We start from the raw sequence: 16,081 nt of genomic DNA, 5'->3' as shown, positions 1-16,081 counted from the left end.
ATGGGTGGTAGACTCTCAGCCACGCACATCTCAACAGGCGAACGATATAGCAGTTCGGAGCAGTCCAAGCAGTCTCACCGGCCGAAACGGCTTGAGGTGTTGGTTTTGACCAAAGCATCATTGAACGCGGCAAAACGCCCATCTGGATATCTGACATTCACGCTGCACGCGCATCTGCCTTATGTCGTGAATCACGGAACGTGGCCGCATGGGATGGAATGGCTGCATGAGGCAGCCGCCGAGACCTATCTGCCGCTGCTGCGCGTGCTGGGAAATCTGGAACGCGACGGGATCCGTTTCCAGTGCAATCTGAATCTCTCTCCCATTCTGCTGGAACAACTCTCGCACCCAGTCTTTATCACGGAGTTCCCAAAGTATCTGACACGCAAGATCGTCGCCGCACGCGAGGATGAAGCCTACTTCCTGCAAGCTGGCGAAGCGCATCTTGCGGAGACGGCACGCTTCTGGCACCGCTTTTTTTCTCAGGCGCTTGAGGACTTCCGCGCCCTTGACGGCAACATCATCGCAGGGTTCCGTCACTTCAATGACATTGGACTGATTGACATCATCACCTGCGGGGCGACGCATGGGTTCATGCCCCTGCTCGGGACAGACGAGAGCGTACGCGCACAGATTCGCACCGCAGTGAAGACCCACATACGCCACATCGGCAAGCACCCTCGGGGCATCTGGGCACCGGAGTGCGGCTATCGTCCAGCAGGCTTCTGGAGTTACCCGGTGCCATTCGCAGACGGCGGCAAGGCCCCTGGGTTCGACCGCATCGGCGTGGAGCAGGCGCTGTCGGAGTCCGACATCGAGTTCTTCTTCGTCGACACGCACCTGGTTGAAGAAGGCAATCGCGTCCCTTCACCTTACGAACTGCTGAACGGGGCCGTGCCGACCGATGAGCAGACGATCGCCATGACGCATACCGGCCATCGTTCTCTGTACCAGCCCTACTACGTCGACGGGCCTTACGATAAGCGATACGCAACGACGATCTTTCCGCGCGATCCGCGCACCGGCGTCCAGGTCTGGTCGGGGGACTCAGGCTATCCGGGCGATGGCGTTTACCTGGACTTCCACAAGAAGCGCTGGCCAGGAGGTCATCGCTACTGGCGCGTCACCGGTTCAAAGGTAGACATGGGTGACAAGCAGCCCTACTACCCGCAGGAGGCTGCGGAGCGCGTCAAATCGCACGCATCGCACTTCGTTCATCTTGTCTACGAGGCATTGAAGTCGGGCTTCAACGATGCCATTCCGCCAATCCTCTGCTCGCCGTTCGATGCCGAGTTGTTTGGTCACTGGTGGTTTGAAGGGGCCCTTTGGCTGGAGGCGATCGCGCGGACACTGCACCAGTATGACACCGGCATTCAACTGATCTCATGCAGCGAGTATCTGGATCTCTATCCTCGAGCAGGCTTTATTGCTCTGCAGGAAGGATCATGGGGAGCGGGAGGTCACAACGAGGTCTGGATGAATCCGGACACAAGCTGGACCTACACCTACATCTACCCTGCCGAGCTGTACACGCGCGAAGTTGCAACTGCAGGAGCATGGCTGGAGTCGGCCCTGGGGACACGCATCGTGAAGCAGCTTTGCCGCGAGTTACTGTTGCTGGAGTCTTCGGACTGGCAGTTCCTGATTACGACTGGAGCGGCCCGCGATTATGCAGAGGCACGCTTCACGACCCATAAGGACCAGTTCAACGAGGTCAAGGCCATCTGGCAGGCGTTTGAAGCGAATGGCCAGCTATCACCGGGCGAAGAAGAGCGGCTGATCGAGATCGAGAGGCGAGACAATGTCTTCCCCGACATTGATCCGCGTTTGTGGGCTGCTGGCGCGAAACAGACGCGCGAAGCAGCTCCATCGCAGTCGGCCGTCGCGGCAAATCCTACGCTGACAACTTCGGGCCTGTAGTTATCTCCATTCCGATGGGGCATCGATGACACGATTCCCTAAAATGGATAGGTGGCTGGTAAGAAGAAATCTCCGCTCCACCTCTGGCACCTGCTGTCGTTGGACGCTCCGACGGTAGCCACGCTGTGGACCTGGTTCATCACCCGCGTCAACCATATTCATCTAAACGTAAGCTCTCTGCTGGCAATGGCTGCAGCCGTTTGGATGTTGTATGCCGCCGACCGTCTGCTCGACGGACAGGCGACGTCGCATACGGACGCGCTTGAGGCGCGTCATCACTTCCACTATCGCCATCGCAACGCCTTCCTAACCGGGATAGCGATTGCATCAATCGTGCTGGCGCTGCTTCTTCCACGCATTCCGATAGAGGCAATCAGGCTGTATCTCGTTCTCGGCGGGCTGGTCTTCGGCTACTTCGTCGTCATTCACGCAACCAGCAGCGCGCACAGGCTCCCGAAGGAGATTGCTGTCGGCATCTGCTTCGCTGCGGCGGTCTTTATTCCAACGGTTGCACGCCAGCCAAACCTCAGGGGTACACTGCTGCCTTCCGCGTTGCTCTTCGCAGCGCTTTGCAGCCTGAACTGCCTGTTTATCTATGCGTGGGAGCATCCTTCGAGAGCCGCACAACAACAACCGCATGCTCTAACCGCAGCTGCATTGCGCCACCTCTCTTCCCTTGCCGCCGCGGTAGGGACTGCAAGCGCGGTGGTCGCCCTTCTGCATCGCCACACGCTCTGGCCCATATCGACCGCCATCGCTCTCTCTGCATTTGCCCTGGTGTCGCTTCATCGAGAGCGTGGGCGGCTCGATGCCTTGACTTTGCGCGCCATCGCGGACTTTGTCCTGCTGACGCCGGCGCTTCTGGCGGGGTTGCTATGACAGAAAAACAGGCAGATTTCGACTGGATCGCACGACCGTACCGCGCGCTCGAATATCTCACTCTTGGGCGCATGCTGGAACGCACACGCGAGCACTTTCTTCCGCAGCTCAAAGCCTGCCGCAATGCGTTGGTCCTGGGCGATGGCGATGGACGTTTTTTGGCCAAGCTGCTCCGCGCCAATCCGCAGTTGCATGCCACTGCTGTCGATACCAGCGCCACCATGCTCGCGCTCCTCAGCAAGAGGTGCAACCCCTACAGCAACAGATTCCGGATACTGCAAGCCGATGCCCGGCAGGCACTTCCCAAAGCAGACGAACCATACGATTTGGTAGCAGCACATTTTTTTCTCGACTGTCTGACGCAGGATGAGCTTCTCGATCTTGTGCAACGCGCGAAGCCTCTGCTTGCCCCCCGTGCGCTATATGTTGTCTCAGACCTCAGGGTTCCTGAAGGCCGTCTGCGGCTGCCCGCATGGCTCTACGTTCGGGGACTCTACCTGTGCTTTCGCATCCTGACCGGACTGAGAACGACGCGGTTGCCCGACCATACAACAGCCATGAGCGATGCGGGCTTCGTGTGTGTGGACAGGCAACTCCTGCTTGCTGGAATGCTGATCACCGAGGTGTGGCAGAATGGCGCAGACGGGGCTCCATAGAACCTTGTAGCGAAGACCGCCCGACACGGCTTATCTTTTTGGCATCACATGGAATGAAACGACAAATGCGTATGCAGGGACCTTCGATCGCTGCCATCATCCTCGTTCTCAGTCCGCTCGCCATGGGCGCGCAGAGCATCGCTACCAACTCTCCTAACGGCGCTCCACTTTCGGAGCGCGTGGTCGCCTATACCATCGATGCGCGTCTGGATACGATCAGAAAGACGCTGGACGCCACCGAGTCGCTGACATACCGCAACCTTTCCGGCCAGCCGCTTGCCATATTTCCATTTCATCTTTATCTGAATGCCTTTCGCCCGGAGTCGACATTTAGCGCAGAGACTCGCGCTGGCGGCGGCGTTCGCGGAAGCATCGATAGCGATTACGCCAGGGAGAAGATCGGCGGAATTACCGTCTCGCGGGTCGACGCCGATGGCTACGGCGACCTCACATCGGCCATGCGCTTCACCGCGCCCGACGATGGCAATGCTCAGGACCACACGGTTGTGGAGATCACGCTTCCGCGCCCTCTCGCTCCCAACGACTCTGTCACCTTTCACTTTGTCTTCCACGATCGGTTTCCCGAATCCGTCGCGCGCAATGGTTATAAGCGCGACTTCATCATGGGCGGACAGTGGTTCCCCAAGATCGGGGTCTTCTCGCATGGGGCGTGGAACTGCCACCAGTACCATGCCACCACGGAGTTCTTCTCCGACTTCGGTACGTACAACGTACGGCTGACTGTGCCTCGCAACTACACAGTGGGTGCCAGCGGCGTTCCCACCGCGCAACAACCGAATGCCGACGGAACGAAGACGCTCACCTTCGTCGGCGAAGACATTCACGACTTCGCGTTCGCCGCCAGCCCGAACTTTGTCGTCACCGATTCTATCTACCTCTCCTCGCTTGGCCCCGTACAGATTCATATCCTCGCGCTGGCCGCTCATCCGGGCATCGGTCAACGCTATCTCGATATCACGCGGTCTTCACTCGCAGCGTTTGAACGGCGCTATGGGCCTTATCCGTACAAGATCCTCACCGTCGTCGATCCTGAGCCCGGCTCGGAGATAGCGGGGATGGAATATCCCACGCTCGTGACCGGCGACGGTACATGGACGGGCGTCTTCAACATGCCAGAGCTTACGGTCAATCACGAGTTCGGCCACCAGTACTGGTATGGCATGGTGGCAAGCAACGAGTTTGAGGAGCCGTGGCTGGACGAGGGAATCAACAGCTTTACCGAGGTCACGACGCTGGCAGACATCTCCGGCAGCAATCGGTCAGTCATCAACCAACGCTATGCCAACATGGGCGACGCTTCGCTGCAACGCCTTCAATATCTGCTCTCTCCCGACTTCGATCCGGTAACGCGCGTGGGGTGGAAGTTCCGCAATATCACCTCATACGGCGCCGTCACCTACGGCAAGTCGTCGACTCTGCTGGCAACGCTCGAAGGCCTGATCGGGCGCGACACCATGAACGAGGCCATGCGCACCTACTTCCAGCGCTTCCGCTTCAAGCACCCTACGACGGAAGACTTCCTGCGCACCGTGGAAGAGGTCGCGGTACGCAATGGGAAAGCCACGGCATCCAACGACGCAATATCTCTGAACGGCCCGCCTCCACTGAATGTCAACGGAATGCCCGAGACCTCATCCCTGCCCGCGATCCATTCAAGTCTTCGGCCCTTCTTCGACCAGGCGGTCTACGGAACACAGATGCTGGATTACGCTGTCGATAGCGCCTGGTCCGATCCGGTGAGTCCAGGCAGCAAGCAGTATCTCTCCACCGTTTATCTTCGGCGTAAGGGAGATTTCATTCTGCCCGTCACCGCCGATGTGATCTTCGATGACGGCTCCCGCGTGCACGAGCGCTGGGATGGAGTGGACCGCTGGACTCGCTTTACCTATACACGCAACAGCAAAATCACATCGGTGGAGATTGATCCCGGCCATCTCATTCCGCTCGATCGCAATGTCTTTAACAATAGCTTCACCACGCATCCAAACCCACTCCCCGCGCGAAAGCTTTCTGCAATCTGGCTTGCCTTGCAACAACTGGGCCAACAGCTCCTTGCATGGGTGGTATAAAAATCTTCGGCAACTGAAAGGCTTCCACTCACATGCCACGAACCCGCAGCATTCTTCTTCACGGCCTGGGTCTAGCATTGCGGCGGTTGCCGGCGTTTCTTTGGACGTATCTCTTCAGCCTCGTGCTTGCGCTTGGATTCTGCTATCCGCTTAAGATCGGCCTCTCAAATATCCTCGACCATTCACTGGCCGCACAGCGCCTCTCCTCGGGCTTCGATGTTGGAACTGCGGTCGATGCCGCCATGCGGGTGCACGAAGGTCCAGCAGGACAGGCACTCGCGCTGACCAGCCACGGCGCGGTTCCTGCTTATTTGCTGCTCTACCTCTTGCTGGTACCGGGAACGCTGTTCTGTTACATCACACGAACACGCGCACATCTCAGCACACTCCTTCGCCAGGGAGTCATCTACTTCTGGCGCTTTGTGCGAATTGCGCTCCTCACGCTTCTGGCCGCACTGTTCCTGCTCGGCCCATTCGTGGTGTTGCAGGGGCATTGGTCTGCGCTTATCGATGACAACTTCGTCGGCAGGACATCCTTGCTGCTCAGGCTGGCAGGAATGCTGGTCGTTCTGCTTGCTGCATCGCTGCTCAGACTCTACTTCGATCTGGTTGAAGCGTACACGGTGCAGCTTGCAGTCGAACACGAGCGCAATAGCCGGCCCGACCGCCGAGTCCGGCGCACACTTGAACCAGCCTTCCGGCTGCTTAGGCAACACTTCTTCCGCGCATGGCTTGTGTTTCTTCTGCTGGCGATCATGGGGGCAGCAGCCGCGTTTTTTTCTGCGCGCACTGCAATGCACATGCTCGCACAACCGCATGCGTGGCCCATGTTTCTGGTGTCACAACTCGGTCTGATGGCGATGCTCTTCACGCGCTTCTGGCAGCGTGGCGCGGAAGTGTCGCTGGTCATTCAACACCCGCTCCCCTTTCTTCGAGAGAGACCTGCAATTCCGTTTGCTGCTCGATCGGCAAAGCCCGCTACACAACCGCCCGCCCCGCCTCCTCTTCCTGATCGTCCGCATCATATCGAGATGATCTACAACCCCGATCCGCTGACTCCGCTCTATCCAGCGCCTCTATCAACAGACGACACACTCACGCGCGCAACCGCTGGCGAACAGACGGCCAACATGCCCGACCCGATCCCGAATCCCGAGCCTGCCGCACCGTCGTTAGATGAACCAGATCCTGGAGTCTTTCACCACGACCCGCAGAAACCGCCGGGCTAAACATTTTTTATATTTGCGCCTGTCTGCCTCGATTTACAAAGATTTACACCGATTGCACTAAAATAAAGCTCCTGCTTATGAATCTATTTGTTCTACGGCACGCCTCTGCTGGAGTTCGACGCGCCAATCCTCTTCTCGACGTCAAGCGCCCGCTCGATAAAGATGGCAAGCGCCATTGTCTTCTTCTGGCGCACACGCTGAATGCACTGAACATTCAGTTCGACCTCGTCGTGTCCAGTCCGCTCAAGCGCAGCATTCAGACGGCTTCGCTTGTGGGTACCGAAACGGGCTACGAGAGCAAGATACTTATCTCGAAGGCGCTTGCGCCAGAGGCTAGTTATCGCGACTTCCAGCGCCTGCTCTCAGAATGCCGCAACTACGAGAACCTGCTGGTCGTTGGCCACAACCCAAACCTGCCGCAGTTTCTTGCATCGCTGCTGGTATCGCCATCCGCAACCTCGCAACCGCAAATCAGGATGCGTAAAGGGTCGCTGGCTCGGCTGTCGTATGTGCGCGCACCGGCCACAATGCAGTGGCTGCTGGATGCGCGCACGATCCGCGCGCTTTATACAACCTCAACGAAGAGTTCGCGTCGAAAAATCTCACGGAAGTAAGCAGCCTCTTTCTTGAGCGACCATGCTTCCAGTTCGGCGCCTCCACGGCCAGGCACGATCTCCAGCAGGACGCGTTTCGGATAAACATGCGTGCGAATCCTCACGACGGCGCTCGCGCGATCCTGATTGAGCGCAACCGCCAGGCGAAGCAGGACAACTGCCCGAATAATATGCGGATGATCTTCAACAGGAACCCCTCGTAGAATACGATCCATGGGGTCAGGCCGTGTCTTCCCCAAATACCGCGCCAGGGCACTGACGATTGCTCGCTGCTCCGGCGAAAAGCCAAAAATCTCGGAGTTCGCAATAATGTACTGCGCATGGCGATGATGTCCCTGGTGGTTCACGAACTTGCCAACCTCCTGCATCATCGCTGCCGACTCAAGCCACAGCTTGTACTCATCGGGCAACTCGTGGACGCGCGCAAGGGAGTCGAATAGCTCAACCACGTGTTGCCGCACTGGCTCCACGCGCCGCAGTTCAATGGCGTATCGGTCGCAGACTTCAAGCACTCCCGACCAGCGCTCGCTCTCGATCTTCTGATGCACCGATGCGCGCAGATCCACATCGCTCAGCATCTGCGCAAGTATTCCATCGCGAAGACCCAGCGACGAATAGCGGAAGGACTTCAGGCCAAGCCGTTCCATAAGGCTGGCGTAGACAAACGCTCCGCCTACGATGATCTCCGAACGGCGCGGCCCGATGCCGGGGACCGCCTCTCTCTGTTCGTTGCGCATCTTTGCCATGCGGTCGGCCAGTGCGCGAACCTCCCCTGCGTCGGCAGTCATCGAGCCGACATGTTCCAGCCGCTTTTTCTGAAGCGTCTTTCTGCCGCCTGCACTCTTCCTGCGCGCGTAACCGCTCGCCTCGGCCAGCGCCGAGGCCGTGCCTGAAGTCGCAATCACCAGCGCCGCACGAGGCGCGCCAATCTTACGTTCAGCCTTCTTTAACTCTCGATCGATATATTGTTTCAGCCGCGCTATATCATCCTTCGGCGGAGGGTCGACCTGCAGAAACTCCTGCTGAAGCCGTACTGCTCCAAGCGGCAGGCTGACCGTCGACTTGATGCGTCCTTTATCGGAGACGGTAATCTCGCAGCTCCCTCCGCCAAGGTCGATCAAGACACATCGGCCGCGGGCACCCACCTCATGCGTCACCACACCAAGATGGATCAGGCGGCCCTCCTCCAGACCGGAGATTACCTCGACGTTCCAGCCTGTTGCCGAGAGGACCCACTCCGTGAATGCCTCCGCATTGCGCGCATCGCGCATAGCGCTGGTAGCCACGACGCGAACCTTATCGACAACATGCATCTGCACAGCTTTGTGAAAACGCTTCAGCGCGCGAATCGTCGCTGCCATGGCTTCCGGCGAGATAACGCCCGTCTGAAAGACGCTCTCTCCCAGGCGCGTGACCTCGCGGTCCTCATACAGCGTTTTCAGACGATGCTGCTGAACCGACGCAATCTTAAGTCGACACGAGTTCGATCCGATATCAATGGCCGCAAAGGTCGGCATCGCGTCTTCAACACCTCACACAGGAAAAGTCTCTGCCACAAGCAAGATACATCCATTGCCCTGTTTTTCTCCTGCCATCGCCAGTACAGAACTTCGAACACAAGCATTTACGACAATAGGCTTCGATAATCGATTTCCCGTTTATCCTTGAATAAGCCGTCTCCATAATGACCAGCCCGCCCATAAGCTCCATCTCGCACGATTCTATTCAACGCCAATCGGCTCCAGGCGAAGGACCACGCCGTTCTGTTGCACTGCTGACGCTGACTGGGTTGTGGCTAGCCATCTTCTTCGCCTCCATCTTTGCTCCGCCGCTGCTCGACGACGCAGACGCTACGCACGCGAACGCCGCGCGGCACATGGTCACCTCTGGCGATCTTGTTACGCTCACCGTCAACGGCATACGGTACCTGGAAAAAGCTCCCCTGCCCTACTGGCTCGACGCCCTCAGCTTCCGCATCTTTGGCTTCAATACCTTCGCCGCGCACCTTCCGCAGGCAATCGGTGTCTTACTGCTGGCGCTGCTGGGTTATCACTGGACCCGCCGTGCCTGGGGCAACCGCACGGCCTTCTACACAGGACTTGCGGTTCTCACCTCTGCCGGGGTCTTTCTCTTCACGCGCATCTATATCCCCGAGGTCCTGCTGTCTCTGTTTCTGTCGACAGCCCTCTACTGTCTGCTATGCGTGCTCGAACGCGAAACGGTCAAGCCCATCCGGTACGCATACGGGATGTGGACCGTACTCGCCCTCGCCGTGCTCACCAAGGGTCTCGTCGCATTGGTCTTCTTCTTCGGCACCGCGATCGCCTATCTCGCGCTAACCGGCGACTACAAAAGATGGCGCGAGTTGAAGCCATTCAGCGGCCTTCTTCTCTTTCTCGCCATAGCTGCCCCATGGCACATCCTTGCCGGACTCAGGAACACCGGAGGCATGAACGGCCACGGCTTCTTCTGGTTCTATTTCGTCAATGAGCACTTCCTTCGCTTCCTCGGCAAGCGCTATCCAAAGGACTACAACAAGCTGCCGGGCTACCTCTTCTGGAGCCTGCACCTCGTCTGGCTCTTCCCCTGGAGCCTCTTCGCGCCTGCTGCCGTCATCCAATGGAAGTCGCGCAGAAGGAACCTGACCGCCGCACCGTTCGCCAGAAAAACAGCTCTCATCTTGTTCCTGTTCGCAGCGCTCATTCTGGTCTTCTTCTCCCTCTCCACCAACCAGGAGTACTACACCTTCCCTGCTTACCTTGCTCTTCTGGCGCTTACCATGGCCGCTCTTGCAAACGCCGAGTGCCGCTACGAAGACGACCCCATATCCAGGCGATGGGTAGCCTTTGCACATGCGGTCTATACCGTCGCAGGCGTCATCATTGCAACAGCACTCGTTTATGGTCTTTGGAGCTCGCGCAGACTTCCTTTCGTCCCCGATATCGGCGAAATGCTGGCCCACCGCGGCGTGGGAGACTACACCCTCTCGATGTCGCACTTCTTCGATCTCACCGGACCCAGCTTTGCAGCATTGCGGCTCCCGGCATCGCTGGCTGCCATCGCCTTTGCCTTCGGGCCCCCCATCGCTTGGCGACTGCGCATCGCCCGAAGGCATCTCGCTGCAACCACGGCAATCGCATTCACCAGCGCCGTCTTTCTGATCGCGGCTCACATAGCGCTCATTCGCTTCGCTCCCATGTTGTCATCCGCCAATCTAGCTGCGAAAATTCAACAGCTTGAGGATGACGGCTCCGTCTCGCGCTCAAGCGAGGTGTTGCTCTACGGAGATCAGTCCTACGGCTCGTCGATAGCCTTCTACCTTGGTCACAATGTTTTCCTGGTCGATGGGCGCTCCACTTCAATGCTCTTTGGATCTACATTCCCTGACGCCCCGCACATTTTTCTCACACACAACGATCTATTGAGCATATGGGGAATCGGGGAGCGTAAGATCCTCTTCGTCCCCCTCGAAAAGCGAGACGAAGTCGACAAGCTGCTCGGCAATCACAAAACCCTTCTCAAGGAGACCTCAGGCAAGGCGCTCTTCACCGATCGCCCCCTCGACCGTTAAGGCCTTCTCCAGATCAACGCGCAACCACGACATAGCTTTGGATACTTCAACCCAATTCGCCGTCACTCACGCTCCTGCCGCTGAAGCTGCGACAGCTTCGTCTTACGACTCGCATCCCCACCAATGGGACCTGCGTTCGATCCTCATCATCGTCATTGCATGGCTGCTGCTCCAGATAGGCGGGCTATTTACTCCGGGCCTGCTCGACGACGTCGACTCGATCTACACAGAGATCGCGCGAGAGATGCTGGTCCGGCACGACTTTGTGACGCCCTATATCAACGGTGTGCGCTTCTTCGACAAGCCTCCATTGATGTACTGGATGGCCGCCGCCTCCATGCGCGTCTTTGGGGCGTATGATTGGGTCGCGCGTCTTCCATTGGCGCTCGGCATGTTGGCGCTGCTGCTCTCTGTATATGCGCTGGGCATCCGATTGTTTCGTGCATCCTCTCCCGCCAATGCTCCGGATCGTGGCGGCTTCTACGCTGCCCTCGCCATGGCAACCAGCATCGGGCCATATCTCTACACCCGCTTCTACATCCCCGACATCCTGCTTGCATTGTGGATGACGCTGGGTGTGCATCTCTTCCTCATCTCTCTCGATCGCATCCGCGACCATCGCTCCACGCTGCTTCCCGCAACCGGCTTTGCCGCAGTCATGGCGCTCAACGTACTGACAAAAGGGTTGATCGGGCTCGTCTTTCCCATCGGCTTCGTTCTTGCATACCTTGCGATCACCCGTCAGCTTCGCCTGCTCTTCAAACTTCACCTGCTCGCGAGCACCGCCGTCTTCCTCGCCATCGCAGCACCGTGGCACATTCTTGCCGCTCTGCGCACACCGCCCATTTCACTACCATCCGGTATGGGACTTCCCGCGCACGGCGGCTGGGCGTGGTTCTATCTCTACAACGAGCACATCGCCCGCTTCCTCGGCCGACGCATTCCGCACGACTACGGCCAGGTCCCGATACCGCTCTTCTGGCTGCTCAGCGCACTATGGATTATGCCTTGGACTGCGTTTCTATTTCCTGCGATTCGAGACCATATCCGCGCCCTCCGCAAACGGGCTTCCGTCACCGCGCAGCAGCATGAAACCGCATTGTCCCTGCTGCTGTGGGCCGCGCTCGTGCTCGGCTTCTTCACCCTGTCGAGCCGGCAGGAGTACTACAATCTGCCTGCCCTGCCCGCGCTGGCGCTGATGGCCGCAGGTCTGCTGGCACGCGCAGATGGACACAGGCCCAGCGATATCTCCGCCAAACGTAACGCGCTCACATGGTCATTGTGGTTCCTCGTGCCGCTCACCACGCTTATCGCAGTCGTCTGTGGTTACTTTGCGATCACGGCGCCGCATCCCAAAGCGGGCGCTGACATTGCTTCGCTCCTCGCTGCAAACCCTGAGTTCTATAACCTCTCGCTCGGTCATCTCTTCGACCTCACGGGTGCAGCGATGGGACTCTTCCGCGGCCCTCTTAGCGCGGTGGCCGTCAGCATGTTCGCAATCGGTCTGGGAAGCTACGCGTTGCGTAAGCGCAATCTGAACTACGCCGCAAACATCATGCTCGGTGCCGCGATGAGCGTTACCCTGATGGCTGCGCATGAAGGGCTCGCCCGCTTCTATCCCATCATCGGTTCAAAAGGCCTTGCTCTCTCAATCAACCAGGCGGGGATCAAACCCGAAGACCAGATCATTCTCGACGGAGAGCTTACCTCCGGCTCTTCGCTTATCTTCTACACGCGCCATCAGCTCCACCTGATCAACGGCAACGTGAACGGTCTCTGGTATGGTGGGCTTTGGCCCGACTCGCCGCACATCTTCGAAAGCGAAGAGACGTTACGCCAGCTTTGGGGCAGCAGTGGCAGGGTTTTTCTTTTCACCTCTGACCCCATAAGACGCTCGCGCTATCTAGCACCGTATGGCGAAGTCCATTCGATTGCCTCAGCCGGCGGCAAGACTGTGCTCTCCAACCACTGACGCGACTGGGAATGCGATGCTCCTTGAGCATGTCCTCATAGGTGTAGTTCTTGCTTTCAGGGCCGAAGGCCCGCCAACATACCAGCCTGGGCCGAAGGCCTGGGCTTACAGGCCGAAGATCAACCAGTGCACTCAAAGCGCGACACACGTTCACGGAGATGAACTACACCTCAAGGGAAAATTCTCCAGTTAAGCGCGAAGGAACGCCGTTCAGCGCTCCACGCGGCCGCCTTCACGCAGGCGATACGTCTGCCCGCGATAGTAAAAGCGGTCGCCGCCGTAACTGCCAAGCCACAAGATGCTGCCAAGCAGATCGCGTAATGGGTAGATAAGCATGCCGTATATCCAATCCGAATCGCCCATGACTCGAAGGACCGCACCGGCCTGCAACCAGCGGTTTGCGACCATCGCCGCCAGCCATGCCAGACCGAGCAGTGCGTGGCCGCTGAGAAGCCCCCACAGCAGACCCATCAACCCAAAAGGAAGAGCGAACGTAAGCCCCGTGCCGAGATGTCCCCACGGACGCGACCGCCGCGTACTCTGCATCCAGCGCAATTGGTTGCGGAAAGAGAGCCCGAACGGGGTATCTTCCACCAGCAGCCGTATCACATGCGTCGCCAGCCGCACTCCAGTGCCGCGCGCAGCCAGGCGATTGCCCAGCACAAAGTCGTCCGCATAAAACTGGCCAAGCTCCTCAAAGCCACCGGCGTCAACGAAGGATTGCCTGCGCACTGCCATCGTCACGCCAAGCGCAAACTTTGTGCCTTCGAGCATGTCCGCAACGATCACGCCCGAGGTCATCTCAACACTCTTTCCTACCGCGTCCACCTGGGACGACAATCCAGCCGCATGTCCTCGATGCACCGTACCGAGATACACGCTCGACGCCAGACCTACATGGGGATCCTTCAGGTTCTGCACCATCTTCCGCAGATAATCCGGCGTTACGCGGACATCGGCGTCGCTCGTGATGTAAAGCGGGTGACGTGCCACGGAATCTAGCTTCGCCAGCGAGAAGACCTTCGCATTATGAAACTGCGGCGGAGGCTCACCACAGGTCAGGTACTTGGCGTCGACATGCGGGTAGCGCTCACCAACCTTGCGCGCAAGCTGAAGGCCGGCATCGGCATCGTGACGCGCGCAGAAGAGCAGCTCAAACTCCGGATAGTCCTGCTCGAAGAAGGTTTCGAGATTGCGTTCCATACCGTCTTCAGTCCCGTGCAGTGGCTTCAGCACGCTGACTGGAGGAAGAAAGCTGGAGACCGCTGCCGCAGCCTCTTCACGGCGACGGTGAACGCCGAAGCGCACAGCGGCAGCCAGTACCATCAGGCAGTAGATGGAAGAGGTGATTGTGCCCGCAAGCGCAACCCAGAACAGGACATGGAGCAATACATTCATTTCAGCCTTAAGTGGAGCCGCAAAAAGCGACTCACAAACCTTAAGTCTATTACGAAACGCTATCGCTTCTTCAGAGGAACGGCCGGTGGAGTCACCATCGACCTGCGCATCGGAACCAGCCCCGCCGACGATGCCTGCTGTTGCTGCTGCATCCGCGACAACATCTCCGTCCGCACGTAGTCGACAAACCCCTGCATCTGACGGTTCATCTCCTCCATGCGCTCGCGCATCTGCAGGATCACGCCAATCCCCGCGATGTTCACGCCAAGATCGCGCGCCAGGTTCAGAATAAACTCAAGCCGCTCGAGGTCTTCATCGGTGTAGAGGCGGGTGTTTCCCTCGCTGCGCGACGGCCGCAGCAACCCCTCACGCTCATACAGGCGCAATGTCTGCGGATGAATCTGGTACATCTCGGCAACCGCCGAGATCATGTAAGCTCCTTTGCTCTTGCGCTTCGTCGCCATCGTGGAGAAACCTTCTTTCGATCCTTTCTCTATCCCTGAGCTTACGCCTTTGCAAATATCTCCTCGCGCGGGTCTTCGGGATTCAACTTTGCCAACTCGCGCAATATCTCCTTGGACCGTTCATCCTGCACCTTCGGCACGACGATCTTCACCTCGACGATCTGGTCGCCGCGCTTGCCTTCTTGCACCGCCGAAGGCACCCCCTTCTCGCGCAGTCGCAGCTTCTGGCCCGTCTGCGTCCCCGGTGGGATCTTCAACTGCGTCCGGCCTCCGCCTTCATGCGTGTCGATCGTCGGGACATCGATCTTCGCGCCCAATGCCGCTTCAGCCACAGTTACCGGAACAGTCACATAGATATCGTCGCCCGTCCGCGTAAACACCGGATTTGTCCCTGCCTTGATGATGAGGAAGAGGTCGCCCGCCTGGCCACCATTCGTTCCAGCATTTCCCTTCCCTGCAAGGCGAATCCTCTGACCGTCGCGCGTGCCCGGCTTGATACGAAACTCCAGTTGCTCCGTCTTCGTAATCACGCCTTCGCCGCCACAGGTAGGGCACGTATTCTGCACCTTGCCGGAGCCTCCGCAACGCGGGCACTGGATGTTGAACTTCATCCTGCCGCCCATCTGCGTCACCTGCCCCGAACCGTGGCACTCCGGGCATTCCGTGCTTCCGCCGGTCGTCGATTTGCCTTTGCACGTGGGGCACATCTCCTGGCGCTGAATCTCCAGCCGCGTCACACCGCCACGAATTGCCGTCCAGAAGTCCACACTGACCTGATACTCGAGATCCGTGCCGGGTTGCGGACCTCGCGATGCCGTGTTACGCCCGCCGGAAAACATCTGGTTGAAGATGTCGCGGAAGCCTCCGCCACCGCCGCTCGCCTGTTCGCGCCTTCCTCCGCCGCCTTGAAAATCGGAGAAGTCAAATCCGCTAAAGTCGAACGGGACCTCCTGCCCTCCGCCCGCATGGCCTCCAAAACCGCTGCCATAGCCTCCTCGAGCCGCTGCTTCAGCAGCTGCCGGGTCGATGTTGTCCGAGTAGAAGCCGAACTGGTCGTAGATCTTCCGCTTCTTTTCGTCGCTCAGGACGTCGTTCGCCTCGGAGATCTCCTTGAACTTTTCCTCGGCCTTCTTGTCGCCGGGATTCACATCGGGGTGGTACTTGCGCGCGGCCTTGCGAAACGCCTTGCGGATCTCGTCCGCCGTCGCGCCCTTCTTGACCCCAAGCACTCCGTAATAGTCTTTTTTCGTCGTTGCCATAATCGTCTGATCTTCTCGCGCTACGTTGT

General features: G+C 58.6%; 12 protein-coding genes. 8 read left to right on the top strand and 4 right to left on the bottom strand.

Annotated features, from left to right (window positions below; translation table 11 throughout):
* The 6 genes from JSS95_01905 (at position 1) to JSS95_01880 (ending at position 7,388) form a co-directional block, all read left to right on the top strand.
* On the top strand, positions 1 to 1,920 hold the full coding sequence (locus tag JSS95_01905) for a DUF1957 domain-containing protein (GenBank protein ID MBS1798559.1): 1,920 nt from the start codon (positions 1 to 3) through the stop codon (positions 1,918 to 1,920).
* 51 nt (positions 1,921 to 1,971) lie between these two features.
* Positions 1,972 to 2,799 carry a hypothetical protein gene (locus tag JSS95_01900; GenBank protein ID MBS1798558.1) on the top strand — a complete coding sequence of 276 codons (828 nt, stop codon included), beginning with the start codon at positions 1,972 to 1,974 and terminating at the stop codon, positions 2,797 to 2,799.
* Positions 2,796 to 3,455 carry a class I SAM-dependent methyltransferase gene (locus JSS95_01895; protein MBS1798557.1) on the top strand — a complete coding sequence of 220 codons (660 nt, stop codon included), beginning with the start codon at positions 2,796 to 2,798 and terminating at the stop codon, positions 3,453 to 3,455. The genes JSS95_01900 and JSS95_01895 overlap by 4 nt, the downstream gene beginning before the upstream one ends.
* Before the next feature lie 65 nt (positions 3,456 to 3,520).
* On the top strand, positions 3,521 to 5,545 hold the full coding sequence (locus tag JSS95_01890; protein ID MBS1798556.1) for a M1 family metallopeptidase: 2,025 nt from the start codon (positions 3,521 to 3,523) through the stop codon (positions 5,543 to 5,545).
* 32 nt (positions 5,546 to 5,577) lie between these two features.
* On the top strand, positions 5,578 to 6,774 hold the full coding sequence (locus JSS95_01885; GenBank protein ID MBS1798555.1) for a hypothetical protein: 1,197 nt from the start codon (positions 5,578 to 5,580) through the stop codon (positions 6,772 to 6,774).
* A 77-nt stretch (positions 6,775 to 6,851) separates the two neighbouring features.
* Positions 6,852 to 7,388, top strand: coding sequence for a histidine phosphatase family protein (locus JSS95_01880; GenBank protein MBS1798554.1), 537 nt, complete (start codon positions 6,852 to 6,854; stop codon positions 7,386 to 7,388).
* Here JSS95_01880 and JSS95_01875 read toward each other — a convergent pair.
* Positions 7,340 to 8,905, bottom strand: a complete 1,566-nt coding sequence (locus JSS95_01875; GenBank protein MBS1798553.1) for a Ppx/GppA family phosphatase — start codon at positions 8,903 to 8,905, stop codon at positions 7,340 to 7,342. The two genes, JSS95_01880 and JSS95_01875, sit on opposite strands and share 49 nt — an antisense overlap.
* Before the next feature lie 167 nt (positions 8,906 to 9,072).
* Between JSS95_01875 and JSS95_01870 the strand changes: the two genes are divergently transcribed.
* Together JSS95_01870 and JSS95_01865 are read left to right on the top strand one after the other, a co-directional pair.
* A complete protein-coding gene (locus tag JSS95_01870; protein MBS1798552.1) occupies positions 9,073 to 10,959 on the top strand; it encodes a glycosyltransferase family 39 protein in 1,887 nt (628 codons plus the stop codon).
* A gap of 130 nt (positions 10,960 to 11,089) precedes the next feature.
* Positions 11,090 to 12,931, top strand: a complete 1,842-nt coding sequence (locus JSS95_01865) for a glycosyltransferase family 39 protein (GenBank protein MBS1798551.1) — start codon at positions 11,090 to 11,092, stop codon at positions 12,929 to 12,931.
* 210 nt (positions 12,932 to 13,141) lie between these two features.
* Here the strand turns inward: JSS95_01865 and JSS95_01860 are convergent, their stop codons facing one another.
* Genes JSS95_01860 through JSS95_01850 form a run of 3 tightly spaced genes read right to left on the bottom strand, consistent with a single transcriptional unit; the run spans position 13,142 to position 16,052 of the window.
* Positions 13,142 to 14,329, bottom strand: a complete 1,188-nt coding sequence (locus JSS95_01860) for a glycosyltransferase (GenBank protein MBS1798550.1) — start codon at positions 14,327 to 14,329, stop codon at positions 13,142 to 13,144.
* A gap of 59 nt (positions 14,330 to 14,388) precedes the next feature.
* Positions 14,389 to 14,793 (bottom strand): helix-turn-helix transcriptional regulator, encoded by a 405-nt coding sequence (locus tag JSS95_01855; protein MBS1798549.1) that lies wholly within the window; start codon positions 14,791 to 14,793, stop codon positions 14,389 to 14,391.
* Positions 14,794 to 14,834: 41 nt separating this feature from the next.
* Positions 14,835 to 16,052 (bottom strand): J domain-containing protein, encoded by a 1,218-nt coding sequence (locus JSS95_01850; protein ID MBS1798548.1) that lies wholly within the window; start codon positions 16,050 to 16,052, stop codon positions 14,835 to 14,837.
* Positions 16,053 to 16,081: the final 29 nt, after the last annotated feature.

The organism is Acidobacteriota bacterium (assembly GCA_018268895.1).
Taxonomy (GTDB): Bacteria; Acidobacteriota; Terriglobia; order Terriglobales; family Acidobacteriaceae; genus Edaphobacter.
This window is presented reverse-complemented; position numbering and strand designations above follow the sequence as displayed.

Bases quoted from the DNA above. Each gene is read 5' to 3' on its own strand.
- JSS95_01875 (MBS1798553.1), bottom strand. From the start codon at position 8,905: ATGCCGACCTTTGCGGCCATTGATATCGGATCGAACTCGTGTCGACTT.
- JSS95_01870 (MBS1798552.1), top strand. From the start codon at position 9,073: ATGACCAGCCCGCCCATAAGCTCCATCTCGCACGATTCTATTCAACGC.
- JSS95_01905 (MBS1798559.1), top strand. From the start codon at position 1: ATGGGTGGTAGACTCTCAGCCACGCACATCTCAACAGGCGAACGATAT.
- JSS95_01895 (MBS1798557.1), top strand. From the start codon at position 2,796: ATGACAGAAAAACAGGCAGATTTCGACTGGATCGCACGACCGTACCGC.
- JSS95_01890 (MBS1798556.1), top strand. From the start codon at position 3,521: ATGCGTATGCAGGGACCTTCGATCGCTGCCATCATCCTCGTTCTCAGT.
- JSS95_01850 (MBS1798548.1), bottom strand. From the start codon at position 16,052: ATGGCAACGACGAAAAAAGACTATTACGGAGTGCTTGGGGTCAAGAAG.
- JSS95_01880 (MBS1798554.1), top strand. From the start codon at position 6,852: ATGAATCTATTTGTTCTACGGCACGCCTCTGCTGGAGTTCGACGCGCC.
- JSS95_01855 (MBS1798549.1), bottom strand. From the start codon at position 14,793: ATGGCGACGAAGCGCAAGAGCAAAGGAGCTTACATGATCTCGGCGGTT.
- JSS95_01885 (MBS1798555.1), top strand. From the start codon at position 5,578: ATGCCACGAACCCGCAGCATTCTTCTTCACGGCCTGGGTCTAGCATTG.
- JSS95_01860 (MBS1798550.1), bottom strand. From the start codon at position 14,329: ATGAATGTATTGCTCCATGTCCTGTTCTGGGTTGCGCTTGCGGGCACA.